The following is a 25,341-nucleotide window of genomic DNA, read 5'->3' as shown; positions in this document are numbered from 1 at the left end:
CATGCTAACGGTCAACTGGCAAACGTTAAGTGAAAAGCAACAAACTCAGTTGCTTTCACGTCCCGCTATCAATTCTTCGGCCGATATTAGTGCGATTGTTACCGACATTATCGCTAACATTCGCAGCCGAGGTGACGAAGCTTTATTCGAATACACCAAAAAATTCGATAAGGTCGACTCAAATCAAATTCGTGTTTCTGCTGCGCAAGTGGATGCCGCTGAGCAGCGTTTAGGCAGTGATATTAAACAAGCCATTAATGTGGCTTACGAGCAAATTCGTCGCTTTCATCAGGCCCAAGTTCAAGACGTGGTCCGTGTTGAAACCATGCCCGGCGTAGTGTGTGAAATGCACACCCAAGCGATTGAATCAGTTGGCCTCTATATTCCAGGTGGCAGTGCGCCATTGCCGTCTACCGTGTTAATGGTCGGCGCGCCTGCACAATTAGCAGGCTGTAAACGCTTAGTGCTTTGCTCACCACCGCCATTAGCCGATGAAATTCTATACGCCGCTAAACTATGCGGTGTAGATGAAATATACACTGTAGGCGGCGCGCAAGCCGTGGCAGCCATGGCTTATGGCACCGAAACGATCAGCAAGGTAAACAAGATCTTTGGCCCGGGTAATGCCTTTGTTACCGAAGCAAAACGCCAAGTGAGCATGGACTTTGCGGGTGCCGCGATTGACATGCCAGCGGGTCCATCGGAAGTATTAGTGATTGCCGATGACAGTGCTGATGCCGGTTTTATCGCATCGGATTTATTGTCTCAAGCCGAGCACGGCCACGATTCACAATCCGTGCTTGTGACGACTTGCCCGATTGTGGCAGAGAAAACCGCACAAGCAGTGTTAGACCAACTTGAGCTACTCTCGCGTAAGGAAATTGCCGCGCAAGCACTGGGACACAGCATGATCATCATAGCTGATAGCCTAGAGCAAGCCGTTGAAATCTCAAACACTTATGCGCCTGAGCACTTGATTGTCCAAACCCGTGATGCGCGCAGCCTAGTCGGTAAACTGCAAAATGCAGGCTCTATCTTCTTAGGCGCCTGGACACCTGAATCTGTGGGTGATTATGCCAGTGGTACAAACCACGTATTGCCAACCTACGGATATACCAAGACCTATTCAAGCTTAGGCATGGCTGATTTTGTTAAACGTTACACCGTACAAGAGCTAAGCCAAGATGGTCTGCGCAATCTTGCCCCTACGGTTACCCGTTTAGCCGATGCAGAAGGTTTAACGGCTCACAAACGCGCCGTGACCATTAGACTCGATCAGTTAAGCCAAATGGAACAGGAAGCAAAGGCATGAGTATCGAACAATTAGCAAGACAAACGGTGCAAGACCTAGTGCCTTATGAAAGTGCACGTCGCATTGGCGGTAAAGGGGAAATTTGGATCAACGCCAACGAAGCCCCCGATTGCAGCGAGTACCAATTAAACTGCGATCGGATGAATCGTTACCCTGAATTTCAGCCGCCAGAGTTAATCAATGCTTATGCTTCTTATGCTGGCCTTAACGAAGAGCAAGTATTGGCCACCCGCGGCGCAGACGAAAGTATTGAGCTTTTGATCCGCACCTTCTGTGAGCCGGGCAAAGACAGCATTTTAATCTGTCCGCCAACTTACGGCATGTACAGCGTAAGCGCGAACACCTGCGGTGTTGATATCAAAACCGTTGCCTTAAAAGACAATTTCGATGTCGATTTTGATGCAGTGGCTGCCAACCTAGATGGCGTAAAAGTAGTTTTCTTATGTGCCCCGAACAACCCAACGGGTAACATGCTGGATCCTAAAGGTTTAAAACAGCTGCTTGAAACTGCAAAAGATCGCGCACTGATCGTGGTTGATGAAGCCTACATTGAATTTTGCATTGAGCAATCACAGGTTGAACTGATCGATAGCTACAACAACCTAGTTATCACGCGCACCCTGTCTAAGGCGTTTGCCTTGGCGTCGATTCGCTGCGGCTTTACCCTAGCGCAAAGCGCGGTGATTGAAATGCTGAAAAAAGTGATCCCGCCATACCCTGTGCCGGGCCCGGTAGCACAAATTGCCTGCCAAGCTCTTTCCACAGGTGGCCTAAACATCATGGAGCAACGTGTTACTACCCTAAATGCACTGCGCCGTGAAGCCTTAGCAACCTTGGGTGAACTCAATTGTGTCACTGAGCTATTTCCAGCAACAGGTAACTTTATCTTAGCGCGTTTTGTTGACTCTAAATTGGCCTTTAGCACCTTGGCAAAAGCAGGGATTATTGCCCGCGATTTTTCCAACAAGCCACGCTTAGAAAATTGCATCCGCTTGACCATAGGTAACAAAGCGGAAATGAAAGCGACACTGAAAGCGCTTGAATCATTATAATTTGATGGCCGCCTCTGTGCGGCCTTTTTGCTCTGCTAGGCAGAGGGAGAAGTAGTAAATGAGCAAACAGAAATTCCTTTTTATCGACCGTGACGGCACCTTAATTGATGAGCCAATCACCGACAAACAAGTCGATTCACTGGAAAAACTAAAACTTGAGCCAATGGTGATCCCTAACTTATTAAAGCTGCAAGACGCAGGCTATGTGTTAGTGATCGTTAGTAACCAAGATGGCTTAGGCACCGACAGTTACCCACAGCAAGATTTCGACATTCCACAAAATGCCATGATGGAAATCTTTGCTAGCCAAGGCGTTAAATTTGAATCCGTGCTGCTTTGCCCACACTTCCCTCATGAAAATTGCAGCTGTCGTAAGCCACACCTTGGCATGGTAAAAGAATACTTGGCATCAGGTCGCATCGACTTTAGTGACTCATACGTGATTGGCGATCGCATCACTGACGTGCAATTAGCCGAAAACATGGGTCTAGAAGGCATTCTTTACAACAAAGAAACCTTAGGCTGGGATGCCATTGCTGCCAAACTGTTAAACAAGGGCAACCGCACCGGCAGCGTTACACGCGTAACCAAAGAAACCTCCATTGAAGTGGCGGTGGATTTAGATCAAAGTGGCGGTAATGAGATCAGCACAGGTATCGACTTTTTCGATCACATGCTAGATCAAATCGCCACCCACGGCGGCATTCAGCTAAAAATGAAGGTTAAAGGCGATTTACACATCGACGATCACCACAGCGTAGAAGACACCGCCCTCGCCCTAGGCACCGCCCTGCGCGAAGCCATCGGTGACAAACGCGGCATTGGCCGTTTTGGTTTTGTATTACCAATGGATGAATCCGAAGCCAGCTGTTCAATGGACTTATCGGGTCGCCCCTATTTAACCTTTAAAGCGCAATTCCCACGCGACATGGTCGGCGCGATGGCCACCGAAATGGTTGAGCACTTCTTCTATTCATTAAGTCAAACCTTAGGCGCCACCTTAAACCTGAAAGTGGAAGGCGATAACACCCACCACATGGTAGAAGGTCTGTTTAAAGCCTTTGGTCGAACGCTGCGCCAATGCGTTAAAAAAGAAGGTAACGAACTGCCTTCGAGTAAAGGGGTGCTGTAATGTCTGAGCAAAAAGTCGTCATTATTGATACTGGCTGCGCCAACCTTTCATCGGTGCGCTTTGCCATTGAGCGCTTAGGTTACAGCGTCACCGTATCCAAAGACCCTGCTGTGCTCCAAGCTGCCGATAAGCTATTTTTACCCGGCGTCGGCACAGCCAAAGAAGCCATGAGCAACTTTGTTGAGCGTGACTTAGTTGAGCAAGTTCGCAACCTAACACAGCCTGTATTGGGTATTTGTTTGGGGATGCAGCTGATGGCGGAATACTCGCAAGAAGGCGAGCTAGCCACCTTAGGCGTGGTACCGGGCAGCGTGGATAAAATGCAAGTAGGCAATTTGCGCTTGCCACACATGGGCTGGAACCAAATCACCCCCGTTGATGGACACCCACTTTTTAAAGATATTCCAGCGGGCAGCTATTTCTACTTTGTGCACTCTTATGCCCTTGCTGTGAACGATTACACCATCGCCAGCTGTGAATACGGCCAGCCGTTTACCGCGGCCGTGGGTAAAGACAATTTCTATGGCGTGCAATTTCACCCAGAGCGCAGTGGTAAAGCCGGCGCACAACTGATTAAAAACTTTTTGGAGCTATAAATGATCATCCCAGCACTTGATTTAATCGATGGCAACATCGTCCGTTTATACCAAGGTGATTACGCCCAAAAAACCATTTATGGCGACGATCCACAAAGCCAGTTTAACGATTACAACCGCCAAGGTGCCGACTGGTTACACTTGGTTGATCTCGACGGCGCCAAAGACGTTACCAAACGTCAATTAGATGTGATTGCATCACTTATCAAAAACACCCCAGCCAAAATTCAAATTGGCGGCGGCGTGCGCAGCGAGCAAGACGTGATTGACTTGCTTGAAGCAGGCGCAGAGCGCGTGGTGATTGGCTCAACCGCGGTTAAGCAACCAGAAGTGGTAGTGGAGTGGATGAAAAAATACAGCGCAGAACACATCGTTCTTGCGCTGGATATCAACATCGACGCCGACGGCAACAAGATAGTGGCGATTGCTGGCTGGCAAGAAGCCAGTGGCCAAACCATCGAAAGCTTAATTGATATCTACTCTCCAGCTGGCTTAAAGCACGTGCTTTGCACCGATATTTCTCGTGACGGCACCCTAGCGGGCTCAAACGTAGAGCTTTACGCCGAGCTAAAACAGCAGTTCCCACAAATCTTGTGGCAAGCCTCGGGCGGTATTGGTGGCTTAGATGACATAGCTGCGGTCGCGCGCTCTGGCGCTGATGGCGTCATTGTTGGCCGAGCCCTGCTGGAAGGCAAATTCAACGTAGAGCAAGCCATTGCTTGTTGGAACGAGAACGTAGGAGCCTAACATGCTAGCAAGACGTATTATTCCATGTTTGGACGTTAAAGACGGCAAGGTAGTAAAAGGCGTTAAGTTTCGTAACCACGAAATCGTCGGTGATATCGTGCCCCTAGCCAAACGCTACGCCGAAGAAGGTGCAGACGAGCTGGTGTTTTATGATATTACCGCCAGCTCTGACGCGCGCGTAGTGGATAAATCTTGGGTTAGCCGCGTGGCTGAAGTGATAGACATTCCCTTTTGTGTGGCTGGCGGCATTAAAACCGAAGAAGACGCCAAACGGGTATTAGAATTTGGTGCCGATAAGGTATCAATCAACTCCCCTGCGTTAGCCGATCCAAGCCTTATCAACCGCTTAGCCGATAAATTTGGCGTGCAATGTATCGTGGTAGGCATCGACTCCTACTACTGCGACGAAACCAAAACTTATCAGGTTAAGCAGTTCACCGGTGATGAATCACGCACCGTGACCACCCGCTGGAACACCTTTGACTGGGTTAAAGAAGTGCAATCGCGCGGCGCAGGTGAAATCGTATTAAACGTGATGAACCAAGACGGCGTGCGCTGTGGTTATGATTTAGAGCAACTTGCTCGCGTACGTGAAATCTGTAACGTGCCGCTGATTGCCTCAGGCGGCGCTGGTGAAATGGTTCACTTTGCCGACGTATTTAATAAAGCCGATGTTGACGGTGCCCTTGCCGCCAGTGTATTCCATAAAGCCATCATTAATATTGGTGAGCTTAAAGCTTACTTGAACGCCCAAGGGGTTGATATAAGACTATGATAAACGAAGAAAAATTAAACGCCCTTGATTGGGATAAAGTAGACGGCTTAATGCCGGTGATAGTACAAGATGCGGTTTCAGCACAAGTGCTAATGCTAGGCTATGTAAACCAAGAAGCCCTAAGCGCCACTATCGAATCGGGCAATGTCACCTTCTTTAGCCGCACTAAATCGCGCCTATGGTGTAAAGGTGAAACCTCTGGCCACTTCTTAAAAGTGGTCGAAATCACCCCAGATTGCGATAACGACACTCTACTGATCACTGCCAACCCGATTGGCCCAACGTGTCATTTAGGCAATGTAAGCTGTTTTGAAAATGAGCAGCAGCCAGCCATGACCTTTATTGCTCACCTAGAGCAATTTTTAGCCGAGCGCAAAGCCGCTGATCCAAGCGAAAGCTACACAGCGGCGCTGTTTGCTAAAGGCACTAAACGCATCAGCCAAAAGGTCGGTGAAGAAGGTGTCGAAGTCGCCCTCGCAGCCATGGCCAAAGATCGCGAAGAGCTGATTTGTGAAAGCGCCGATTTGATATATCACCTAACGGTATTACTTCAAAACGAAGGCGTGGCACTAGAAGAAGTGGTTAACCAACTTAAATCACGTCACGGTAAAAAAGCCGTGCGTTTTTAATTGGTTAAAAATACAAACCTGCTAATTGACAAAAAACCGCCGTTGGCGGTTTTTTGTGGGCATTAAGCATTTTTCAATATTTGCAAAACTAATAAACACAAATCCTATTAGAATTAACAAAACTAAAGGTAAGGGTTCTTAAATTTAAACATATCATTGCTTGGCATATCATTTCTAAACAAACCTTCCACTACCAATACGAGCCTTTCTCTCATTGAACAAAGTGATTCATAGTCTAAATTTGATAAAGAAAAGAGATCGTTGTTATCAAAGTAGCAACCTAAGCTCTGCAACAAAGAGCTATATATTGAAAATACTGAAGTTTGTAAATTTAACATCTCTTCCTGACTTCCTCTCTTCGCTAATGAGTAAATAGCCAGGTCAAATTTCCAATACTCTTTGAAATCCCATATTTCATTTTCATGAAATATAGACACAAATGAAGACTCAGAAAACTCTTCGGGTGATTTTATATCATTTTTAAGAATTTCCTTACGGTAGTCGCAAGTATCTATTGAAAGATTATCCACGTTTTCTTTACTTTCAATATTTAGTGTTTGGTCTAATATTTCCTCCAAGTCCCCTGCCATCATTTTTGTTACAGCTGACACTTCTATCATTGACCATTTAAGTGAAACTAATGAATTACGAATATCAGCATCACTAGCATCGTTTTTCATATGCATTTCGAGGGTGTCGACTGATTTGATAAATCGGCTTAATTCGCCTTTTAGTGTGGAAGGGAAATGATCCCAGCCGCTTTCCATCTGCTCGAACAAATCACTTGAAGCCTCAGATTTGGGTAGTTTTTTTTCTGCATATTTAAATAACAGAGAGTATAAATCCAATATTCTATCTATCATGGTGTTCTCTTATTTTCGTTTAACGGCCTACTACCAGAAAGCTGGGACCCCCACCTAAATAATTAGGCAAACTTATACCAAGCCACCGCAACAATTACCAAATTTTGTTTGCTGATTTGCGACAAGCAAGTCCAGTGACGGTTCGTTTAAAACTGGAAATTGAACTGAAATGCTAAATTCTGAGCAGATTGATAAAATCAGGTATGACTCCAGCAGCTCATGGAAGCTGGCTAGATAGTTTGTTTATGCGGCAAGTTAGAATTATCCTTGCCCACTCAGTCGGTTACATGCTGCTTGCCCACGAGTCCAGCAATGCCTGCTCGAATGCTATGGCTGGTCAAGTACTCCCAACTGCCTGCGGCACTGCCAAAACTTCGGCCGAGGTGACTGACCAGTTGCCAAAAATAAGTGGATGTCCCGTTATTCTGAGTTAGTGAGTTAGCGCAAAAAGAGGTGGATGTCCCGTTATTTCCTTTATGCCTCAACTTCAATTTTAAAGATACATTTTATCGGCTCTTTAAAGTCACCCATGGGAATTGGCAAGAAAGTAATTCTCATTTTTTTTCCAAAGAAGTCTTCGATATTTCGTGATAAAACCATATCAAGACACCCTTCCCCGCCACTATATATTTTTGGCGAAACTCTATTAAAATAAAATTGCTCACCACTTTCCGACGTAAACGAATTGACCTCAATTCTATGTGAGTAGTCGCCCTCTATTTTTAAATCACTCATGTAAGAAATTTGTGAACTATTTAATATACCTTCAACACGATTCATTCCTCCTGAAAGGTAAAGTTCATACCTTTCATTTAAAATACCCCAGCTTTCGTAATGTTTATATAAAAAGATCGAAAAAGGAATAGCCATGATATATAACGGCCACTTTATTGGAAGATTGTCTTTATTCTGAAACGGTAGCGTTAACAACCAAATAACAAAAGCGCTCGAAAGAACCATAAAAAACAACATCTTAATCTTTGTGAAAAATGGGGAAACCTCATATATAATCTCCATACATATCCTTTCTTTATTTCGCTAGCGGAAAGCTGGGACACCCACCTAAATAATTAGGCAAACTTATACCAAGCCACCGCAACAATTGCCAAATTTTGTTTGCTAATTTGCGACAAAAAGCTGGGACAGCCACCTAAACAGTGTCCTGTTATTGTTATAACGGCTGGTTATTTAATTTGCTGCAAAATAAAAAATCGATCTTGTGATTTTTCAATCATTAGCTGCCGTTTTAAGGAACCATCGGTATCGGTTGAATCAAATTCGCCGAATAATTTTTTATTTTTTTGTTGGCAAAAGGTTAGCTGTGAAAACAGCATTGCGCTCCAAAACTTGGTTTTATCACCTAAGTTCAATGTGTTACAAGTCCACCCCCAACCTAGCCAGTAATCATCATTGTCAATAACTAAATCAGAGCAGGCGATAATTTTGCCAGCATGCAAAATAATAATGGAGTTTTCTTTTTCTGCATCTGACCTGTCGGTACTTGACCATAAAGGATTGTCTAACGAAATTGGTGGAGACCATTGATGTGTATTTACATAACCTTCACGTCTAAACTTTTGTAGCGCAGCACTTTCTATTGAATTTAACTGATTATAGTTAAGTATGCGGTAACTCTCACCTAAGATAGGTTGTTGCAACTTTGCTAAGCTTGCAGTGATGTCAATTTCTGGGCAATCCGAAGTAAGTGTAAGCCTAAAAAAATACTTTTCTAAGAACCAAGCCCATTGATTTTTAACACTCTCTTCGAGAGTAATCTGTAATGGTACTGCATCTGTTGGGCTAAGCTTGAGTAATTGATCCATTAACTCAACCATCAAGCTTTTTTTCTCATTAGCAATGGCAAAATTAAGATGATCAAATTTAGGGTGATAGCTATTATTATTGCGCGAGATAATGCCCTGTATTTCACCATTTTCTTCAGCATACAATGTTATACCTTTGCAAGAATAAGTGCTGTCTGCTCTGGTATATATTGTCAAGCCTTTTTCAACTAGCGGAATACGCTCAAAACCATTATCATCTTGCCATGCACGCAATCGCTCTAATTGATCTTCTGTAAATTGTTTTATTTTCATTATCTTTTTAGATGTTTTTAGTGTATTTAATAATTTGGTTTCTATCCACATAACGAACAATTACCAAGACAGCCATACCTATAAAAATGGACTACCGTACTTGGCATTTAAGCTAGCGGATGAAAATTAATGAAAAAGTGGTGGATGCGCAGTTATTATCCTGTTAAATAGCTTTCTTATGCTGGCTCTGGGCACGTTTCGGCCAATAAAATACAAATTGCAACTTCTGGGGTTAAAGCGTCACTACAAAACTCGACTTTTTTGTATGGATCTGGCCAAACAAAGCGGAAGTCTCGAACTAACGATATTAATGCATCATCTAACATCCCTCCATTGCTAAGCTTGACAACTATTTTTCCATTCATTTTGAAATCCCAAGACTGTGACGTGTCTATAATTTTCTCAGCATCATTGTCAAGCATCCAGCCATGGCTAAATCGACCAATGTCAACCTTATCAATAGCAATGACATCTGACTGAATATCAAAGTAATTAATTTTAGCTATACACTTACTACCTTTATACAGGCAATAAGAATCTCGAGAATGGGGGTTAATTATATAAAAATTTAACTCAACATCCGACTCAAGGTAGTATTCCCGACTTGATTGCGTGCGCCCTTTACTTTTATAAAAACACTTAATGAAATTCACCACTTCCTTCCTACTAAAGAAACCATATAACTGGAAGCCAGAAAATGCTTCATTGATCGGGACATTCACCTCAATAATTCGATGCATCCATTTAAATCAAAATAAAAAGTGATGAATATCCTTTTTTTCAAGGTTTCCGGTAATCCTACCATGTACGGCGTTTTTCAAGTTAGTTAACGATAGTCATCACTTTATCTAGCTAATATAAGCACGAAAAGTCATTGTTATTTGCCAATTCTGCAAACGCATGTTTCATCAACAACACAAACTCAGGGTCGTTAAACACCACCCCTTTTTTATCCGCATAAATCATATGCTCAAAATTATAAAAAAATTCTGAGGACACTCTTGGTGAACTTCTAATTTCATTGTCCAGAAAAAGAATAGGATAGGTTACAAACCCTCTTCTTAGCTCATCATTTTCTATGTAATTTATTTCCGGCTTTTCTCTAGGAACCAATGTAATTAGACACCTTGTAGCTAGGGTTTGTTTTATTGGAACTGGCTGAATTAACTTTCTCTCTTCAAGAAGTTGCTGAGACAAACTATTATAGGCAACAGAATCTTTTAATCTAACTTCTTCAAAATAAATAGAATTTTCATTTTTTCGATAAGATAAAACATATGATGACACCCCCCACTGTCTAAACTCTTTTGTAAAGACACTCTCATTATTAATAAAACCCTCCACACTTAACTCTGAACCTTTAGTTGAAAGAAAATGAGAAAAAGTGTATGAAAAAATAAAAAAAATAGAAAAACCAACCACTAATTCCATCATAAAAAAAACAATGTAATCTTGTACTTTCAGCTTTTCAACAATCATCTTTACTTATCCCGGCAATTTCTAACAAAAAATCTAAAGGCAGCATAATCACCTGATCCATTCGCTCATTAGCGTGGCGGCTACTAATAACATATTTATCACCAAAAGAAAAACTTCGCAAGCTCACATGATTTATGCCTTTGTTAAAATCTAATTCAACAAGACCTGATAACTGCACCTTGCTGAAAGGGTTATTTATGAGATTAATTACCACATTGCAGTATCTTGAACTATCTGGATGAATATCAAAAGAGGCTTTAGCATGCCTGTAACGGTTTTTAGCCCCAGCCTGTATACTGTCATTAAGCACTTTCAACTGCTCCGCAGTCAGAAATTTAATTAACTCCCCTTTTTTCTGCTTAACATAAACAACCCCTGTTAAAAAAACACTTTGTGGTTGACTGAGAAGCTTATTATCCGGAAAAGGTTTAAAATAACGACTCTGAACAATCCCAATGAAACCAATAGCCATAAAAATAACAACAAAGCGAAAATCAAACCCTCTTCGATACAACTTATATTTAGTTAAAAAACTCAAATTTAATCCTACATTGCTCTTCATAAGCAACCTTTTATTAGTTATTACGCGTTCGAAAGCTGGGACACCCACCTAAATAATAAGGAAAACTTATACCAAGCCACCACAATAATTAGAAAATAGGTGGATACCCCATTATTTTAAAAATAAATATAATGTCCATTTTCGCGATAAGTTAAAATATATGGTGAAACCCCCACTCCTCTAATATCCTTTGTAAAAACACTCTCATTATTTATAAAACGCTCCATACTTAACCCTGAACCTTTACTTGAAAAAATGAGAGAAAGTGTATAGAAAAACCAACCACTAATTCCATCATGAAAAACAATGTAATCTTGTACTTTCAGCTTTTCAACAATCATCTTTACTTATCCCGGCAATTTCTAACAAAAAACCTAAAGGCAGCATAATCACCTGATCCATTCGTTCATTAGCGTGGCGACTAATAGTAACATCTTCATGACCAAAAGATAATTCATGCAAACTAACATGATTTATGCCTTTGTTAAAATCTAATTCAACAAAACCAGATAACTGCACCTTGCTGAAAGGGTTATTTATTAGGTTGATCATTATATAGCAGTACCTTAATCCATCTCGGTGCTTGTCAAAAGAGGCTTTAGCATGCCTGTAACGGTTTTTAGCCCCAGCCTGTATACTGTCATTAATCACTTTCAACTGCTCCGCAGTCAGAAATTTAATTAACTCCCCTTTTTTCTGCTTAACATAAACAACCCCTGTTAAAAAAACACTTTGTGGTTGACTGAGAAGCTTATTATCCGGAAAAGGTTTAAAATAACGACTCTGAACAATCCCAATAAAACCAATAGCCATAAATATAACAACAAAGCGAAAATCAAACCCTCTTCGATACAACTTATATTTAGTTAAAAAACTCAAATTTAATTCTACATTGCTCTTCATAGGCAACCTTTTATTAGTTATTACGCATGCGAAAGCTGGAACACACCTAAATAATTAGACCAGAAGCGGCTGGTTAGCGCAAATAGATGGCTGTCCTGCTTACTTCCATAATTATTGAGATACACTCTCAAACCATTCATCTAGCATAACTCTGTCATTTTCGAGATTGTAATTGAAAGCTAGAAAGCTGGGACACCCACTTAAATAATAAGGCAAACTTATACCAAGCCACCGCAACAATTGCCAAATTTTGTTTGCTGATTTGCGACAAGCAAGTCTATTGACGGTTCGTTTAAAACTGAAAATTGAACTGAAATGCTAAATTCTGAGCAGATTGATAAAATCAGGTATGACTCCAGCAGCTCATGGAAGCCAGCTAGATAGTTTGTTTATGCAGCAAGTTAGAATTATCCCTACCCACTCAGTCGGTCGGTTACATTCTGCTTGCCCACGAGTCCAACAATGGCCAGCTCGAATGCTATGGCTGGTCAAGTACTCCCAACTGCCTGCGGCACTGCCAATACTTCGGCCGAGGTGTCTGACCAGTTGCAACCAGCTATCTTGATCAATGCCCAGATCGTGCAATAACTTGGGCTCATCAGCGGGAATATAACCGCGCTTATCGTCTCGAATGGTACGTCCTGTCCAGTCTACCAGTTGCAGGTATTCTTAAAAATAGAATGGAATATCATGAGGTTGGCTAATGTCGAATTGGCGCTCAAAGGGTAACAGCTCGGATTTCACTACTAAGCTTGGTCACCCACAGCAAAATAATTAGGCAAACTTATACGACAGCTCGAAGCTAGCACCTCCAATCTTTTACCGGTTCTGATCGGCACACTGGCTGTCCTACTATTATTTAAAAGTGGTGGCTGTCCTACTATTATTTAAAAGTGGTGGCTGTCCTGCCAGTGCTCTCTGTAATTGCAGAATTAACTACCGAGCTTTTTAAGTGCAGCCTCTGCTACCTTCTTTAACTGGTTTATTTCGGATTGCTTGTTATTTTCATCTCCCATAAATGGGCTAACCTTAAAAACAGCTTCGCGACCATCCAGTTTGACCACAAGCTCTGGTACATAAGCCATTGAGCCAGCCGGGTTGTGCAAATAGTTTGGATAACGGGTCTGGAGCAAGTTGTTTTCAATCGCGTCATCCAGCCCATAGTTATAGGCCCGCTTTTTGCCGAACGCAGTCAGTTCTGAGGTATCTATCAGGCTCAACTGGATCCCCCCGAAGGTACTATAATCGGCCAGTTTGTATTGGCAGGTATCACTTCGCGGTTTGTTGTCATCAATTTCAAGTGTCAGGCCCGTCTACGCATTCATCTCTTCAACGGTTAACAGGCAAGCATTCGCCGGTAGTGGTTTCGCAGATGCCGTTGTGATGCTTTCTTCACCGCAGGCTGTGATGCCCAGTGAGATCAGAGCCAGTGTAAGGGTGGTGAGTTTTTGCTGTTTCATAGCTGCTTCCTGAATATGTGTGAGACATACAACTTGATTGCAAATTCTGCTACCACTTGATGACATTTTTATGATTTTTTGGGGGAAGCCCAGCGTTTAGATAGCAAGAATATGGGGCATCCACTTAAATAGTTATTGCCAAGACAGCCATATCTATAAAATTGACTGCCGTAATTGGCATTTAAGCTAGCGGATGAAAATTAGTGCAAAAAGTGGTGAATGCTCTTTTATTTCCAGATATTTTGTAGTGCAACTATCTAGACACTAAATTAACCTATGCATTGAACAATAGGCGTGGCAACCACCAGTCTTCCCAAACAGTACCAATTTGCGAATCAATACCTTTTAGCTCGGCTAATGCTTCAGGCTTGTACTCATCATCCAGACCACTAATATTCCCCCCCCAGTCCAGGTATTCCTTAAGAAATATTAGGACTGACAAAAATGAAGATGCCAATTTCTTGTTTCTTACCGTCAAGCTTGGACGCTCATCATTTTTGTAAAATACTACTGCCTCCTCCTGACGAAGGTCTATACAGTAGTATCCGGTGCCAGATTTATCGTAAACAAACGGAACCAGCCCATACTCAATATAACGTCCAATATCAGATTTAATTTCACGTAAACCATCCTCAGGGTGCGTAGAAGGAAATGAGAATAACGGAACCTCAAGGTGCGTAGAAGGAAATGAGAATAACGGAACCTCAAGGTTTCGATAACTATATTCCGATAAAAATTCCAAATAATATTTTGGTATATCAGGATTATCTGAGAGCTTGAGAATATCATCACTCAACATGTCAGACTTAAATATGGCATACTCGTGTTCAATCAACTTATCCGCTTCAGAGCCTTTCATCAGATGCCCTTCTGGCAATTCAGGAAAAAGTTCCGTTATCCAGTCAATATAAGACTCAAAAAAACTGTTAATTTCACTATGGTTGTTGATTTCATTCATAATATCTCTTTTTTATCCATTTACACGAGGCCTGAGCATTAAATCATTATTTCATTAATCGTTAAGGAAAAAAATCTGGTATAACCACCTCAATAATTCAAGGCATCCATTTAAATCAATATTGGGTTATATCCTCTAAGAATATGACGCTTGCCCGCAGCAAAGAAAATGACTGATTCCTTGGTTGGCTCATCGCTAACAAATAAGCTCACTTCCATTGTGTCCCACGGATTAATGTTTTTACCTCCAAAACTCCATAAGAAGTCTTCAGGGCTGCCACTATCCAAGGTAAAAGTTGCGATGCAATAGTCGATCCGACAGTCAATATTATACGTGCTGGTTCGATTAGGCGCTTGAGCTATTAATTCAGCCACTTGCTGCTCAAGCAGCTCGCTGCTTTCTAATGGTTTATCCTGTACGCTGTAGTTGGCAAAAGTGCGATAGAAACGGCCATCACCGTATTTTTTTATCAATTCTAAAAAGACCGGCTCTACTGCTTCGTGAGGTTGGTTAAAGGTATCATAGACTGAGGTTTGAGCTGACTTCTGTTGATCCTGACTAGGCTCAGAAAGTACTTGCTCTGGTTGGCTTTGCTCATGATTATCTTCAACTATTGGCTTATCTATAGCCTGATGCTCACTAGAATCGTTTTCCTCATTGATCACGACAGTGTTTACCGTTTTTTCATCAGGTAATGCTTTTGTTTTAACCCCTGCCTCTGCTTTAGCCACTTCACTCGGGGTTGATTTGATTGAGTCGATGTCATTATTTGGTTCAGGCTTGTCTGCGCTAACAAAAAGATAGATAGCTAAAATAGCCGCAACGCAAACACTAATTATCCAAGGCATTTTTTTTCCCATTAAAATAAACAATTAGGATGATTATGCAGATTTGCATCACACCAAACAACAAAATTTTTATGTTTATTTCACAGAAAATTCAAGCGTGTAGGAATCTCGTCTTGGTCAATCGAAGCCAGCAAATAAGTGCGTTTTACAAAAAGAAAGGCCTCAGATACGATCATCGCGCATCAGTTAACGTTGCTTAGGCTGAACCATTAACAAGCTAAGCCGCATAGGCAAGACATCGCGTTCAACTTGAGCTAATACATAAGCATCACCATGTTCAAACTGGCATTGGCCGCCAATCATGCCTTGGTCTAATCTAATGTCATCGCCCGACGCGAGTTGATTTAAGGTACATTGGTGAAACCCACCCAGAGCGGCGGCTTGCTTTAACATAGTTTGATGTGCTTCCCGATTAAGCTCTGCACCCTCATAAGTTAAATACCCTTGCAAGGAAGATAACTGCCAATCTTTTGATACGTTATTGAGCACCGAGCCCAATAAGGTTAAATCTTCTACCGCCAATTTTGCCGTCTTGTATTTCGACCATCCCCAAGACCCGACAGTTAAGGCAATTAAACAACCAAGAGCCACAGTGAAGAGTAACTTCAACATCAAGGCGATCCTTTTAATATATGGTAATAATTATATTTTCTTCGAAGTGACGTGGTCGATATATGGGGGGTTGATAATCGCACCACAATATACCCAATCAACTTGAAGTGGCATGTTTCAAGCAGCTCCAGATTGATTGGGTATACACCATTCACATTAAGGCGCGAGTGCTAACACTCGATCAATATCAAAGCTACTATGACGCTCAGCTAGCTGCTCCCAAGGCTCACCGAAAGTACGATTAACAATACGTCCTCGTTTTACCGCTGGACGCTCAGCCATTTGCTTGGCCCAGCGCTTCACGTGTTTATAACTGTCTACCTGAAGAAATTCAGCAGCATCATATAATTTGCCTAATACTAAATTGCCATACCAAGGCCAAATTGCCATATCCGCTATGCTGTAATGCTCACCTGCGACATAGTTATTTTTACTCAGTTGTTTATCTAATACGTCTAATTGCCGCTTCACTTCCATGGCAAAACGATTAATTGGGTATTCTTGTTTCTCATCGGCATAGGCATAAAAGTGACCAAAACCACCGCCTAAAAATGGCGCTGAGCCCTGCGCCCAAAACAGCCAGTTAAAAGTTTGGGTACGCTCTGGACCAGAGGCTGGTAAGAAATGGCCAAAACGCTCGGCTAAGTGGACTAGAATCGAGGCCGACTCAAATACATTGAGGTCTTGCTCACCAGATTTATCGACTAAGGCCGGAATTTTTGAGTTAGGGTTAACGCCAACAAAGCCAGACGAGAATTGATCAGAATCGCCGATATTGATCAAAAAGGCATCATATTCAGCGTCTTTGATCTCAAGGGCTAGCAACTCCTCCAGCATGATAGTCACCTTTTGACCATTAGGCGTACCGAGAGAATACAGCTGTAAAGGATGCTCACCAACGGGTAACTCACGCTCAAACCGCGCACCCGATTCTGGGCTGTTGATATTGGCCCACTTGTTTGCGCCTTGATTGTTATTCACCCATACCTTAGGTGGTACATAACCTTGTTCGCTCATGATAACTCCGTTATTTAGACACAATGAATTGCTTATACATATTATATTTCAATGCCGTAATTACCAGTGTTTATGCTTTGCCAACAATATATTTAGTACATTTTTAATTTGATCCTTGTTCATTTTTTGTTCGTATATAACTGCTTTAAGGGCTACATTTATCTGCATCATTGACTCATTTTTAGTCATGACGGAGGTTAAAATGAAACACTTCGCCAACATTCTTTTTGCCACTCAGGGCTTACCCGGCCATACCCAAGCTCTCACTCAGGCTGCCCAGCTTGCTACCAATAATAACGTTCCGGTTAGAGGGGTCGTCGCATGCCCTCCTTTCCCAAAAGATCTTGCTCACTATCAGGCCAGTTATCAGCAGTCGTTAATCGATTCTATAAAATTAAACATTAATGAATTTCGCACTAATGTGGGGATCTCAGAGGCGCAGCTGCCCTTTCCAATGGCAGTGCTTAATCATGAACAGCCCGCCGTTGGCATTATCAAAACAATTATCGAGCATCACCATGATTTGCTGATCAAGGAAGCCGAGCCGCTAGGTAAATCTCAGATGGGCTTTAAAGCAATTGATATGACATTACTTAGAAAATGTCCTTGTCCCGTATGGCTTCACCGCCCCACTTCAAAATCTAAGCAGCAACAAAGGGTCGCCGTCGCTTTAGATCCAAATACTAACGACGATGTACAGTTTCATCTTGCAATGCGTTTAATCGAACTCGCTAAGTCGATAGCCGATACAACCGAGCAACCACTACAAATCCTTACTTGCTGGGAATATTTATCCCACAGCTATCTAGCCGATCAAGCGCGCCTAGATATTGACCGTGAGCAACTTGAATTTGAAGAGCAAACAGTAAGACAAAGTCACCAATCTAAACTAGAAGCATTGATTGATAAATCTGGTCTCACCGGCGATTTCGACGTTCATTATCTACATGGGAAACCCGACGAAATGATCCCAGATGCCGTAATGAAACAGCAAATAGATATTCTAGTAATGGGAACCTTAGCGCGCACGGGGATCTTAGGTTTTGTGATAGGCAACACGGCAGAAAACATACTGCAATCAGTAAATTGTTCGCTAGTTGCGCTCAAACCCAAAGGATTCGAATCACCGATTAAGTGAGTATGTTTATATTCAAACAACGGTTAAGCACCAGTTAATCCATTTGTTTTGGTTATTTTCGGAGCCATATTCACGACTGTTGGCTACGACGCAGACAATAAACTACTAACAAATCAACTTGATACATCATCTCTTATGATGGTGAAGGGAGAATGGGTAAACACTTATCAGCAGCAACAGTTCATCTTGTCAATTAAGGCTCAAGTGTCGCGAACGTAACAATAAGCGGTGATAAATGAATACAAAGACTGATCGCACCACAGCGTTAACCCAATCCATCAATAAACTTGACTATTTGCTTGTCTTCGCACTATTTCCATTGCTGCTGTTACTCTACCTGTTACATATTTATCAACCAACAGGGGTATATTGGCAGCTAACTTGGGTACCCAGCTTAGATCTTAACTTAAGTTTCTCGTTAGATGCTTTATCATTTTTGTTTGCAAGCTTGATCACTGGCATCGGCTTTCTTATTCAAATTTACGCATGGGACTATCTCAGAAAGCACCCAGCTCGCCTGTCTTTTCATCTCTACTTAACCTTATTTATGCTAGCCATGCTTGGCTTGGTGTGCAGTGATAACATTTTGCTGATGTTTATTTTTTGGGAGTTAACTACCCTAACCTCCTATTTTTTAATAGGTTTTAATCATAGCCAAGCGCAATCACGGCGCAATGCATTGCAATCTTTGGTGATTACCGGTGCAGGTGGCTTGGTATTGTTAGCAGGATTGATCCTATTAGGCGAGATGGCGGGCAGTTATCAGCTCAGTCTGATCATCAACCAAGCAAATAATATGACTTCTCATCCTTGGTTTACGGCCTCATTCATTTTGATTTTTATTGGCGCCATCACTAAATCGGCACAGTTTCCATTTCATTTCTGGTTACCTAATGCAATGGCGGCGCCGACTCCTGTCAGCGCGTACCTTCACTCGGCCACCATGGTAAAGGCCGGTATTTACTTACTCGCAAGATTATCCCCCGTTTACGCGTCTACCGAAATGTGGTTTTACACGCTTATTTTTTTCGGTGCTATCACGGCTATCTGGTGCTCAGTTCTGGCTCTGAAACAAACAGATCTCAAGTTAATGCTCGCCTACAGTACCAATGTCGCCTTAGCCAAAATGCTCATGTTACTTGGCTTAGGTACCGAACTCGCCATCACCGCACTGTTACTGTTTATTATGGCTCACGCCTTCTATAAAGCGGCATTGTTTATGGTGGTGGGTAACGTTGACAAAGCCACTGGCACGCGGGAGTTAGGGCAATTGCAAGGCTTGAATAAGGTGATGTTCGTTAGCTTTTTGATCGCCGTCATCGCCGCCTTGTCTAAATCAGGGCTTCCCCCTTTTATGGGGTTCTTAAGTAAAGAGTACATGTATAAATCTGCGCTTGATATCAGCTTAGGTCCAAGCATTATTTTTATGATTATCAATATATTAATGGTTGCCCTTGCGTTTAAATTTATTATTGTCCCTTTTCTTGCTGGGTCAGATAATCAAGTAACTCAGGCGAAAAAAATCGACTCTGTTGCTTTACTGGGCCCCCCTTTTATTCTCGCAACCTTGAGCTTTTTAGTCCCCCTCGTGGGGCTTAGTTGGCTCAATCATCACATTATCGTGCCGGGTTTAGTTGTGATTGCACAATCGAGCACAACAACCGGGGCTTTGTTATGGCAAGGCTTTAATCTCCCGCTTTTATTGAGTGTCCTAACGCTTGTATTAGGATTTGTCTGCTATCTATACTGGAGCAAGCTGGCTACCCTGTGGCAAGGCACTGGCATCCGGTTCATCAGTGCCGATAAAGTGTTTGATACCTGCCTGTCAGGGCTATTTAGCCTTGCATCAGCTTTAATCAACAAAATTCAAAAGCAGACAACCAGCCTTTATGTGCTGGCTTTTTGCGCTGTACTAGCGGGGTTATTATTAAGTCAGCTTAGCATGCCCTTGCCTGTCACTTGGCAGCACTTTAGTGAAATCAACTCATATGATGTGTTGATTGCTGTCTTGGTCGTCATCGCGGCCTTACTTTGTGCTATTACCGAGTCACGCCTGTTAGCCGTTCTGGCTCTTGGTATGATGGGCTTTATGACGACACTGGTATTTATGCTTTACAGCGCACCCGACGTGGCTAAAACCCTGTTGCTAGTTGAAACCTTGATGATGGTTTTTGTGGTGATCGTGCTGCGCCATATGCCTGCGTTATCGGCTGTGGTTAAACACACATTCAAGCGTCGACTCTTGCATGGCCTAATAGCGGGCATCATAGGTTTAAGTGTGACGCTATTACTGATTAATATCACCCAATCACCTTTTGATAATACCTTAACTGATTTCTTCGCCCAAAATAGCGTCCCCGGTGGTCATGGCCGAAACATTGTTAATGTCATATTGGTTGATTTTCGTGCCTTTGATACCTTAGGTGAGATTATTGTGGTCGTTATCTCTGCTTTCGTTGCCGTCAGTTTGTTACCCAAACGCACAGCTAAAGTCATTAATCCAAAATCACTCATCTTTACAACCACTGCCCACTTTGTTGCCACGTTAATGTTGGTGTTCTCTTTCTACTTACTGCTGCGAGGACATAACGCACCGGGAGGCGGTTTTATAGCGGCGTTGGTCGCGGTAATAGGCTTTGCACTTTTAACGCTCGCGGAATCAGTCAATCATGTACGCCAACGCTTGTACTTCTCCCCTAGCGTGATCGCCCTAACGGGTATTTTACTCAGTATTGGTGCGGGTTTGATTGGCGTGCTTCATCACACTCCATTTTTAACCGGTATTTGGTGGCCTGAAATATTGCCTATTGGCACCCCATTGATATTCGATGTGGGTATTTACCTCGCTATCATAGGCTCGGTGACGGGCATGGTGTTACATGTTAATGAGGAGCTAGATTAATGGATACCTTATGGAGTTTCGTCGTCGGGATACTTGTTGCCATAGGTGTGTATCTGATCCTTGAGCGCCATCTGATCCGGGTATTATTTGGTTTGATTATTATCAGTAGCGCGGTCAATTTAGCCATCTTCACCTCGGGGCGTTTAACCAGTGGCTCTCCGCCGCTTATTGCACCCGATGCGGTCTTACCTGTAAGTGATGCCGCTAATTCACTGCCTCAAGCGCTTATTTTAACGGCAATCGTGATTGGATTTGGCTTGTTGGTGTTTACCTTATTGCTGTTTTATCGTGCCTTCCTTGGAGCAAAAAATGCCGACATCGATGCAATGACCTTGTCAGAGGAAGACGAATGAGCAGCGATACCTTACTTACCTTACCAACGATACTGTCGCTTGTTACGGCAACCGCACTGTTTTTTTCTCCCCAGCGTCAAACTTGGGTATCGACGCTGAGCTTATTGTCTGCCTTGATTATTTTGTTGTGCAGCGCGATGCTGCTGATGCAGGTCATCCAAAACGGGCCACAGGCCGTCGCATTTGGCCAGTGGCAAGCCCCATTTGGGGTTATATTCGTTGCTGACTTATTTAGCGCAGCGATGGTTATGATCACCGCGATCATCGGCTTGGCAAGCCTATGTTATGCCTGCGCAGATTTATGCCATAAACCGTCTTATAAAAGCTATCATGCCCTCACTCATGTGTTGCTAGCGGGCGTGTATGGCGCATTTTTAACTGGCGATATATTCAATCTTTACGTTTGGTTTGAGGTCATGCTCATCGCCTCATTTGGCCTGATGACGTTAGATGCGCCGCGTAAACAAATAGATGGTGCAGTTAAATATGTGGTCCTAAATTTAATTGCTACTTTGGTGTTTTTGTTAGCTATCGGCCTAATTTATGGCGCCACGGGAACCCTTAATTTAGCCGACCTACACCAAAAAATGCCCTTAGTTGATTCAAACATCCAGCAATTGTTAGCGGCTTTACTGCTATTTTGTTTTGCAATCAAAGCCGCTTTGTTTCCTGTTTTTGCTTGGCTGCCAGCGTCTTACCCAACGCTGCCCTATGCCGTTGTTGGCTTATTTGCAGCACTTCTCACGAAAGTTGGGGTTTACGCGTTGGTAAGAACATTTACCTTACTGTTTCCTTTGGATCTGGGTCATTGGCAAGATTTATTGTTGTGGATTGCAGGGGCAACCATGCTGGTAGGCGTGCTGGGGGCGGTTAGCCAACAAAGCATCAAACACATATTAGCTTTTCATATCATTAGTCAAATAGGCTATATGATCATGGGGCTTGCCATATTTACGCCACTGGCTCTGGCTGGGATGATTTTTTACATCGTCCACCATATTTTGGTCAAAGCTAACTTATTCTTCATTGGCGGTGTTGTTGCGCGCTATCAAGGCAGTAGTCGTTTAGCGAATTTAGGTGGCTTGTATTTAGCTAAACCTGCCTTAGCTTTTGTCTTTATATTCAATGCTTTTTCCTTGGCAGGCTTGCCCCCACTGTCTGGGTTTTGGGGCAAATATCTTGTTATTAAAGCCAGCATAGATGCAAGCTTTTACTGGTTGGCCGCGGTTGCATTACTCGTTGGTTTATTAACCATTATTTCTATGACCAAGATTTGGAATCAAGCTTTTTGGGCAACCAACCCCAATCAAAGCGAGCCTCAGTCCCTACCATCACTCACGCGCTACTACTATGGCGGCGCTATCACCTTACTCACAACCATGAGTCTTGGCATGGTGATTTTCGTTGAGCCAATTTATCAATTTTCGTTGCAAGCTACGCAGCAATTGATGACTCCAACCCCCTATGTTAACGCCATATTTGGAGCCGGATCATGACCTACTTTTTGCTCAATTTATGCCTCGCCATGGCATGGATGTTGTTAAATGGAAACTATTCAAGTAGCCATTTCTTTATTGGCTTTATTATCGGATTTGTCGTGTTGCGTTTAGCGCAGCCCTTTGGCGTGCATGCTAGTTACTTCAAACGCTGTAAAGCCCTACTTTCGCTTATCAGTTATTTTAGTTATGAAATGGTGGTTTCGGTGGCTCGCGTTACTTGGGATGTGTTAACCCCAACTCATTTAAGTGAGCCAAGAATTGTCTATGTTCCACTTGATGTGAGCAGCGATCTTGAAATTACTTTACTCTCTAATATGGTCTCACTCACACCGGGCAGCCTTTGCCTAGATATTACCCCTGATCGGCGTTTTCTCATTCTCCACGTTATGTTTGCAGGTAAAAAGCAAACCGTGATCGACGAAATAAAGCATGGCTTAGAGCAAAGAATTCTGGAGGTTACCCGTGGATAATTGGTTAGCAATTGTTATCAGCTTATCTTATTTAGTCTTATTTTTAAGCTTGATGATGGCATTTATCAGAATGGCCTTAGGCCCAACCTTAGCCGACCGAGTTGTTGCGCTGGATTTGATCGCCTTCATCACCATAGGTTTTATTGCTGTTTACACCTTAGATTCAGGCCAACGCGCCTTTCTCGACGTGGCCATTACATTAGGGCTGGTCGCATTTTTGGGAACCGTTGTGTTTGCTCGCCTGATCGCTAAACGCGTAAGCGAAGAGAGGGAATGATGGCTGTGATCACCATAATGCTACTGTTATTGGGCTGTTTTTTTATCTTAGTTGCAAGCATCGGGGTGTTGCGCATGCCTGACGTTTTTACACGTATCCACACAGCAACCAAGGCAGGCACTGTCGGTTTAAGTGCCTTGCTGCTAGCGGTCGCTTTTTCCTTACCGGAATTAAGTGTTGTGTCACGGGTGATTGGCACCATGCTGTTTATCTTTATTACTGCTCCTGTTGCAGCCCATTTACTGGGTAAAGCAATGTTAAACAGTGGTTACCGGATTTGGCATAAGCCTTCAAAAAAGCAAAAGCGTTAACACACCACAACTCAAATGTATGATTAATGCAGCGCCGCACGAAACGGCAACTGGCTGCAAATTTCTGCTTCAGCGATCAGTATTTGCTCCAAACGTAGGTCTACGTCGTCCTTGGCAAAATACTCATAAGCAAGCTCGATAAATAAGTTTTTATGCTTTTCTTCCGATTTTGCGATGGCAACGTAAAAGTCTTTCTCTTTGCCTTCTGGTAGCGCTTGCGCCACCAGCGAAAAGCGCTCATGACCGCGCGCTTCGATAACACCAGCGACAATTAATCGGTCCATAAAAAAAGCGTCACTGCCGCGGCGAAATAAATCACGTATCGCTTTGATATAGGGATCTTTCTCATCTTTGGCAAGATGAACATCACGCGCTTGTAGCAATTTAACCACTTGCTTGAAATGGATCATTTCTTCAATCGCTAAATCGGCCATGGCCCGCACTAATGATTTACGATCAGGATAATGAGACAGCATTGCCATCGCCATGCCAGCCGCTTTTTTCTCAGCAGCAGCATGATCTTGTAAGAAAGCGTCAAAATCGGCAAGTACGGCTTGGGTCCAAGCAAACGGGGTTTGGTATTTTAGTTCAAACATAGTAAGGCCACAGGCTAAAAGCCGAGATTTTAACTGGCCTGATAGGCTTAAAGCAACCTAAGCCTATGACAACGTCAGCCTTACAAACGTATTTAGCCAAGCTTAAAGTTGATAAAAAAGCGGCTCAACTCTGCCTTGGTGGGTTGATTCTATTTTCAGCGGATGTTTCACCTGTTTCCAAGCGGTCACTTTTCCGCCTTGATTGATCATAGCGAAATTACCGTCTCGCTTGGCACTGTGAGACGGTTTCATAAAATCATACAGTGCTTGATAGCTGCCAAGTTGGCCTACTTCTATGATTAACAAGTCATTTGGCCGGTCTGCAAAATAAGCCAACACTTGCTTTTTATGGCGCTCATAGCAGTGCCATAGATGATCATCAGACATGATATTTTCATGGGTAATGGGGCCAAACACCGCTTGGTAACAACGTTTAATAACCGGATTAAAGCCGCCCTTTTCGCTGGTGAGATTAGTGTACATGCGCAGCAAGAGTTGCCTAATGGATTTTATCCAAGCTTCACGCTCTCGGTTTAAATAGATAAACTTAGCTTTTTTAAACTGTGTATCCAGCTTGCTGTAATCGGCAAAAATAGGCGTGTCAGCAATCACTTGGGCTTGCTCAAATGCATTATTGACATAAGCCGTGTGGGCGGTAGTAAAGCCAAGCTCTAAGGTCGCGAGGCAAACACTGGTGGTGGCCGTTCTTGGTAAGCCAACAATAAAGTATTTAGGCGTTCTTGCTATCACAGGC

Annotated in this window: 30 protein-coding genes; 14 read left to right on the top strand and 16 right to left on the bottom strand. The window is 42.9% G+C overall.

The window, feature by feature from the left end; genetic code table 11:
* Nucleotide 1 precedes the first annotated feature (1 nt).
* From hisD to hisIE, 7 genes are read left to right on the top strand one after another with little or no spacing between them, the layout of a single operon-like run.
* A complete protein-coding gene (gene hisD / locus ACK8OT_RS01770) occupies nt 2-1,312 on the top strand; it encodes a histidinol dehydrogenase (RefSeq protein ID WP_410194784.1) in 1,311 nt (436 codons plus the stop codon).
* Nucleotides 1,309-2,364, top strand: a complete 1,056-nt coding sequence (gene hisC / locus ACK8OT_RS01765; RefSeq protein ID WP_410194783.1) for a histidinol-phosphate transaminase — start codon at nt 1,309-1,311, stop codon at nt 2,362-2,364. The genes hisD and hisC overlap by 4 nt, the downstream gene beginning before the upstream one ends.
* A 58-nt stretch (nt 2,365-2,422) precedes the next feature.
* On the top strand, nt 2,423-3,496 hold the full coding sequence (hisB, locus tag ACK8OT_RS01760) for a bifunctional histidinol-phosphatase/imidazoleglycerol-phosphate dehydratase HisB (protein ID WP_410194782.1): 1,074 nt from the start codon (nt 2,423-2,425) through the stop codon (nt 3,494-3,496).
* Nucleotides 3,496-4,092: an imidazole glycerol phosphate synthase subunit HisH gene (gene hisH / locus ACK8OT_RS01755; protein WP_410194781.1), complete on the top strand. Its 597-nt coding sequence runs from the start codon at nt 3,496-3,498 to the stop codon at nt 4,090-4,092. Before hisB ends, hisH begins: the two co-directional genes overlap by 1 nt.
* Nucleotides 4,093-4,839 carry a 1-(5-phosphoribosyl)-5-[(5-phosphoribosylamino)methylideneamino]imidazole-4-carboxamide isomerase gene (gene hisA / locus ACK8OT_RS01750; protein WP_410194780.1) on the top strand — a complete coding sequence of 249 codons (747 nt, stop codon included), beginning with the start codon at nt 4,093-4,095 and terminating at the stop codon, nt 4,837-4,839.
* A 1-nt stretch (nt 4,840) separates the two neighbouring features.
* The gene (gene hisF, locus ACK8OT_RS01745) at nt 4,841-5,614 is read left to right on the top strand and encodes an imidazole glycerol phosphate synthase subunit HisF (RefSeq protein ID WP_410194779.1); all 774 of its coding nucleotides are present in this window, start codon (nt 4,841-4,843) and stop codon (nt 5,612-5,614) included.
* On the top strand, nt 5,611-6,243 hold the full coding sequence (gene hisIE / locus ACK8OT_RS01740; protein ID WP_410194778.1) for a bifunctional phosphoribosyl-AMP cyclohydrolase/phosphoribosyl-ATP diphosphatase HisIE: 633 nt from the start codon (nt 5,611-5,613) through the stop codon (nt 6,241-6,243). Before hisF ends, hisIE begins: the two co-directional genes overlap by 4 nt.
* 122 nt (nt 6,244-6,365) lie before the next feature.
* On the opposite strand, the gene ACK8OT_RS01735 is transcribed toward hisIE, so the two are convergent.
* The 14 genes from ACK8OT_RS01735 to yghU form a co-directional block, all read right to left on the bottom strand.
* Nucleotides 6,366-7,106: a hypothetical protein gene (locus tag ACK8OT_RS01735; protein WP_410194777.1), complete on the bottom strand. Its 741-nt coding sequence runs from the start codon at nt 7,104-7,106 to the stop codon at nt 6,366-6,368.
* 474 nt (nt 7,107-7,580) lie between these two features.
* Nucleotides 7,581-8,123, bottom strand: coding sequence for a hypothetical protein (locus ACK8OT_RS01730; RefSeq protein WP_410194776.1), 543 nt, complete (start codon nt 8,121-8,123; stop codon nt 7,581-7,583).
* A 167-nt stretch (nt 8,124-8,290) separates the two neighbouring features.
* A complete protein-coding gene (locus ACK8OT_RS01725; protein ID WP_410194775.1) occupies nt 8,291-9,253 on the bottom strand; it encodes a hypothetical protein in 963 nt (320 codons plus the stop codon).
* 125 nt (nt 9,254-9,378) lie between these two features.
* Nucleotides 9,379-9,942, bottom strand: coding sequence for a hypothetical protein (locus ACK8OT_RS01720; protein WP_410194774.1), 564 nt, complete (start codon nt 9,940-9,942; stop codon nt 9,379-9,381).
* 112 nt (nt 9,943-10,054) lie between these two features.
* Complete coding sequence (locus ACK8OT_RS01715; RefSeq protein ID WP_410194773.1) at nt 10,055-10,681, bottom strand: hypothetical protein; 627 nt, start codon at nt 10,679-10,681, stop codon at nt 10,055-10,057.
* Nucleotides 10,671-11,243: a hypothetical protein gene (locus tag ACK8OT_RS01710; protein ID WP_410194772.1), complete on the bottom strand. Its 573-nt coding sequence runs from the start codon at nt 11,241-11,243 to the stop codon at nt 10,671-10,673. The genes ACK8OT_RS01715 and ACK8OT_RS01710 overlap by 11 nt, the downstream gene beginning before the upstream one ends.
* A 116-nt stretch (nt 11,244-11,359) precedes the next feature.
* Nucleotides 11,360-11,584 (bottom strand): hypothetical protein, encoded by a 225-nt coding sequence (locus tag ACK8OT_RS01705; protein ID WP_410194771.1) that lies wholly within the window; start codon nt 11,582-11,584, stop codon nt 11,360-11,362.
* A complete protein-coding gene (locus tag ACK8OT_RS01700; protein ID WP_410194770.1) occupies nt 11,574-12,146 on the bottom strand; it encodes a hypothetical protein in 573 nt (190 codons plus the stop codon). Before ACK8OT_RS01700 ends, ACK8OT_RS01705 begins: the two co-directional genes overlap by 11 nt.
* A gap of 932 nt (nt 12,147-13,078) precedes the next feature.
* Nucleotides 13,079-13,366, bottom strand: coding sequence for a hypothetical protein (locus ACK8OT_RS01695; protein WP_410194769.1), 288 nt, complete (start codon nt 13,364-13,366; stop codon nt 13,079-13,081).
* 93 nt (nt 13,367-13,459) lie between these two features.
* The gene (locus tag ACK8OT_RS01690) at nt 13,460-13,606 is read right to left on the bottom strand and encodes a hypothetical protein (protein WP_410194768.1); all 147 of its coding nucleotides are present in this window, start codon (nt 13,604-13,606) and stop codon (nt 13,460-13,462) included.
* A gap of 274 nt (nt 13,607-13,880) precedes the next feature.
* Nucleotides 13,881-14,564, bottom strand: a complete 684-nt coding sequence (locus ACK8OT_RS01685) for a hypothetical protein (RefSeq protein WP_410194767.1) — start codon at nt 14,562-14,564, stop codon at nt 13,881-13,883.
* A 110-nt stretch (nt 14,565-14,674) separates the two neighbouring features.
* Nucleotides 14,675-15,436, bottom strand: coding sequence for a hypothetical protein (locus ACK8OT_RS01680; RefSeq protein WP_410194766.1), 762 nt, complete (start codon nt 15,434-15,436; stop codon nt 14,675-14,677).
* 162 nt (nt 15,437-15,598) lie between these two features.
* Nucleotides 15,599-16,024: a hypothetical protein gene (locus tag ACK8OT_RS01675; RefSeq protein WP_410194765.1), complete on the bottom strand. Its 426-nt coding sequence runs from the start codon at nt 16,022-16,024 to the stop codon at nt 15,599-15,601.
* A 156-nt stretch (nt 16,025-16,180) separates the two neighbouring features.
* The gene (yghU, locus tag ACK8OT_RS01670) at nt 16,181-17,041 is read right to left on the bottom strand and encodes a glutathione-dependent disulfide-bond oxidoreductase (protein WP_410194764.1); all 861 of its coding nucleotides are present in this window, start codon (nt 17,039-17,041) and stop codon (nt 16,181-16,183) included.
* Between the two features lie 202 nt (nt 17,042-17,243).
* Between yghU and ACK8OT_RS01665 the strand changes: the two genes are divergently transcribed.
* The 7 genes from ACK8OT_RS01665 to mnhG all read left to right on the top strand — a co-directional run bounded on the left by ACK8OT_RS01665 (nt 17,244) and on the right by mnhG (nt 23,991).
* Complete coding sequence (locus ACK8OT_RS01665) at nt 17,244-18,179, top strand: universal stress protein (protein WP_410194763.1); 936 nt, start codon at nt 17,244-17,246, stop codon at nt 18,177-18,179.
* A 235-nt stretch (nt 18,180-18,414) separates the two neighbouring features.
* A complete protein-coding gene (mbhE, locus tag ACK8OT_RS01660) occupies nt 18,415-21,081 on the top strand; it encodes a hydrogen gas-evolving membrane-bound hydrogenase subunit E (RefSeq protein ID WP_410194762.1) in 2,667 nt (888 codons plus the stop codon).
* On the top strand, nt 21,081-21,434 hold the full coding sequence (locus ACK8OT_RS01655) for a Na+/H+ antiporter subunit C (protein WP_410194761.1): 354 nt from the start codon (nt 21,081-21,083) through the stop codon (nt 21,432-21,434). Before mbhE ends, ACK8OT_RS01655 begins: the two co-directional genes overlap by 1 nt.
* Complete coding sequence (locus ACK8OT_RS01650) at nt 21,431-22,930, top strand: proton-conducting transporter transmembrane domain-containing protein (RefSeq protein WP_410194760.1); 1,500 nt, start codon at nt 21,431-21,433, stop codon at nt 22,928-22,930. Before ACK8OT_RS01655 ends, ACK8OT_RS01650 begins: the two co-directional genes overlap by 4 nt.
* A complete protein-coding gene (locus tag ACK8OT_RS01645) occupies nt 22,927-23,403 on the top strand; it encodes a Na+/H+ antiporter subunit E (RefSeq protein WP_410194759.1) in 477 nt (158 codons plus the stop codon). The genes ACK8OT_RS01650 and ACK8OT_RS01645 overlap by 4 nt, the downstream gene beginning before the upstream one ends.
* Nucleotides 23,396-23,680, top strand: coding sequence for a cation:proton antiporter (locus ACK8OT_RS01640; RefSeq protein WP_410194758.1), 285 nt, complete (start codon nt 23,396-23,398; stop codon nt 23,678-23,680). Before ACK8OT_RS01645 ends, ACK8OT_RS01640 begins: the two co-directional genes overlap by 8 nt.
* Nucleotides 23,677-23,991 carry a monovalent cation/H(+) antiporter subunit G gene (gene mnhG / locus ACK8OT_RS01635; protein WP_410194757.1) on the top strand — a complete coding sequence of 105 codons (315 nt, stop codon included), beginning with the start codon at nt 23,677-23,679 and terminating at the stop codon, nt 23,989-23,991. The genes ACK8OT_RS01640 and mnhG overlap by 4 nt, the downstream gene beginning before the upstream one ends.
* Nucleotides 23,992-24,014: 23 nt before the next feature.
* Here the strand turns inward: mnhG and ACK8OT_RS01630 are convergent, their stop codons facing one another.
* Entirely contained in the window at nt 24,015-24,587 is a 573-nt protein-coding gene (locus tag ACK8OT_RS01630) for a MiaE family protein (RefSeq protein ID WP_410194756.1), read from the bottom strand.
* A gap of 102 nt (nt 24,588-24,689) precedes the next feature.
* Nucleotides 24,690-25,337, bottom strand: a complete 648-nt coding sequence (locus ACK8OT_RS01625; protein ID WP_410194755.1) for a sulfotransferase — start codon at nt 25,335-25,337, stop codon at nt 24,690-24,692.
* Nucleotides 25,338-25,341: the final 4 nt, after the last annotated feature.

Origin of the sequence: Motilimonas thetidivivens, assembly GCF_046452435.1 — a bacterium.
GTDB lineage: Bacteria > Pseudomonadota > Gammaproteobacteria > Enterobacterales > CBDFNC01 > Motilimonas.
This window is presented reverse-complemented; position numbering and strand designations above follow the sequence as displayed.

Bases quoted from the DNA above. Each gene is read 5' to 3' on its own strand.
- ACK8OT_RS01630 (WP_410194756.1), bottom strand. From the start codon at position 24,587: ATGTTTGAACTAAAATACCAAACCCCGTTTGCTTGGACCCAAGCCGTA.
- mbhE (WP_410194762.1), top strand. From the start codon at position 18,415: ATGAATACAAAGACTGATCGCACCACAGCGTTAACCCAATCCATCAAT.
- hisA (WP_410194780.1), top strand. From the start codon at position 4,093: ATGATCATCCCAGCACTTGATTTAATCGATGGCAACATCGTCCGTTTA.
- ACK8OT_RS01705 (WP_410194771.1), bottom strand. From the start codon at position 11,584: ATGATTGTTGAAAAGCTGAAAGTACAAGATTACATTGTTTTTCATGAT.
- ACK8OT_RS01700 (WP_410194770.1), bottom strand. From the start codon at position 12,146: ATGAAGAGCAATGTAGAATTAAATTTGAGTTTTTTAACTAAATATAAG.
- ACK8OT_RS01645 (WP_410194759.1), top strand. From the start codon at position 22,927: ATGACCTACTTTTTGCTCAATTTATGCCTCGCCATGGCATGGATGTTG.
- hisIE (WP_410194778.1), top strand. From the start codon at position 5,611: ATGATAAACGAAGAAAAATTAAACGCCCTTGATTGGGATAAAGTAGAC.
- yghU (WP_410194764.1), bottom strand. From the start codon at position 17,041: ATGAGCGAACAAGGTTATGTACCACCTAAGGTATGGGTGAATAACAAT.
- ACK8OT_RS01715 (WP_410194773.1), bottom strand. From the start codon at position 10,681: ATGATTGTTGAAAAGCTGAAAGTACAAGATTACATTGTTTTTTTTATG.
- ACK8OT_RS01690 (WP_410194768.1), bottom strand. From the start codon at position 13,606: ATGAAACAGCAAAAACTCACCACCCTTACACTGGCTCTGATCTCACTG.
- hisB (WP_410194782.1), top strand. From the start codon at position 2,423: ATGAGCAAACAGAAATTCCTTTTTATCGACCGTGACGGCACCTTAATT.
- hisH (WP_410194781.1), top strand. From the start codon at position 3,496: ATGTCTGAGCAAAAAGTCGTCATTATTGATACTGGCTGCGCCAACCTT.
- mnhG (WP_410194757.1), top strand. From the start codon at position 23,677: ATGATGGCTGTGATCACCATAATGCTACTGTTATTGGGCTGTTTTTTT.
- ACK8OT_RS01735 (WP_410194777.1), bottom strand. From the start codon at position 7,106: ATGATAGATAGAATATTGGATTTATACTCTCTGTTATTTAAATATGCA.
- ACK8OT_RS01720 (WP_410194774.1), bottom strand. From the start codon at position 9,942: ATGCATCGAATTATTGAGGTGAATGTCCCGATCAATGAAGCATTTTCT.
- ACK8OT_RS01730 (WP_410194776.1), bottom strand. From the start codon at position 8,123: ATGGAGATTATATATGAGGTTTCCCCATTTTTCACAAAGATTAAGATG.
- ACK8OT_RS01675 (WP_410194765.1), bottom strand. From the start codon at position 16,024: ATGTTGAAGTTACTCTTCACTGTGGCTCTTGGTTGTTTAATTGCCTTA.
- ACK8OT_RS01685 (WP_410194767.1), bottom strand. From the start codon at position 14,564: ATGAATGAAATCAACAACCATAGTGAAATTAACAGTTTTTTTGAGTCT.
- ACK8OT_RS01655 (WP_410194761.1), top strand. From the start codon at position 21,081: ATGGATACCTTATGGAGTTTCGTCGTCGGGATACTTGTTGCCATAGGT.
- hisC (WP_410194783.1), top strand. From the start codon at position 1,309: ATGAGTATCGAACAATTAGCAAGACAAACGGTGCAAGACCTAGTGCCT.
- hisD (WP_410194784.1), top strand. From the start codon at position 2: ATGCTAACGGTCAACTGGCAAACGTTAAGTGAAAAGCAACAAACTCAG.
- ACK8OT_RS01710 (WP_410194772.1), bottom strand. From the start codon at position 11,243: ATGAAGAGCAATGTAGGATTAAATTTGAGTTTTTTAACTAAATATAAG.
- ACK8OT_RS01665 (WP_410194763.1), top strand. From the start codon at position 17,244: ATGAAACACTTCGCCAACATTCTTTTTGCCACTCAGGGCTTACCCGGC.
- ACK8OT_RS01725 (WP_410194775.1), bottom strand. From the start codon at position 9,253: ATGTGGATAGAAACCAAATTATTAAATACACTAAAAACATCTAAAAAG.
- hisF (WP_410194779.1), top strand. From the start codon at position 4,841: ATGCTAGCAAGACGTATTATTCCATGTTTGGACGTTAAAGACGGCAAG.
- ACK8OT_RS01650 (WP_410194760.1), top strand. From the start codon at position 21,431: ATGAGCAGCGATACCTTACTTACCTTACCAACGATACTGTCGCTTGTT.